This is a genomic window from Clavibacter lycopersici (genome assembly GCF_003576405.1).
GTDB lineage: Bacteria > Actinomycetota > Actinomycetes > Actinomycetales > Microbacteriaceae > Clavibacter > Clavibacter lycopersici.
Genome location: NZ_QWGT01000439.1, coordinates 1 through 965, shown reverse-complemented (window position 1 = coordinate 965; position 965 = coordinate 1). Strand labels below are relative to the sequence as shown.

General features: G+C 79.5%; 1 protein-coding gene. It reads right to left on the bottom strand.

Translation table 11 applies throughout. The features are described 5' to 3' along the window. Positions 1-965, bottom strand: a 965-nt coding sequence (locus DZG00_RS15795) for a sensor histidine kinase (protein WP_147360082.1), incomplete at both ends; no start/stop codon positions are given.

The window sequence follows — 965 nt, the reverse complement described above, 5'->3', positions numbered from 1 at the left end:
AGGCCGGGCAGGTCGGCGAGGCCGGGCACGGGCGCGGTGCCCGCGTCGCCGCCCTCGCCGTCGGGCGCCTGGCGGAGGATCCCGACGATGGAGCGGAGCGCGTCGAGGGTCTCGCGGCCCTGGAGGCGGATCCCGCGGAGCGAGTCCTTGGCGCGCTCGGGATCGAGGTCCACCAGGCGCTCGGCGGCACCCGCCTGCACGACGAGCGCGGTGAGGTGGTGCGCGGCCACGTCGTGCAGCTCGCGCGCCATGCGGGTGCGCTCGGCGGCGACCGCGGCCCGGCTCAGCGTGGCCTGGTGCTCCAGGCTCTCGGCCGCCCGGGCGAGCACGTCGCCGTCGTGGCGGCGGCGGAGCGCGACCCAGGAGCCGACCGCGGCGCTCGCGGCGGCGATGAGCAGGCCGCTCGCGAGGATCGACGCGGCCGCGATGACCGCGTCGAGGCTGAGCCGCGCGTCGACGGTGCCGGGCACGAGCATCGCCCGCACCTGGCCGGTGGCGGCCAGGATCGCGCCGACGGCCTCGATCCCGATGGCCGCCGCCACGACGCGCACCGCGGACGCCGGCGGGAGCAGGGCCCCGACCGTGTACGCCGCCACGACGGGCGCCGCGGCCCAGAACCCGAAGTGGGGCGGGATCACCGCGACGAGCGCCGCCTGGAGGAGCGACACCGCGAGCAGGGTCGAGCGCGGGTGCCGGCGGCGGAACGCGAGGGGTGCGCACTGCGCGACGGCGAGGATCGCGATGACCGCCCCCTGCGCCGGCGACATGCTGCGCGCGGTGCCGTCCGCCCAGACGAGCGCGGCGAGCACCCCGAGGAGCAGCACCGTGAGGACGGCCCAGGCCACCGCGGCCGCCGCGTCGCGCCCGGCCGCCGTGCGGATCCCGATGCGGGCGAGCCCGGTGCGGATCCGGTCGGCGAGCACGCCCCGCGGTCGGGCGACGCCGAGCGCGGCCGCGTCGACGGC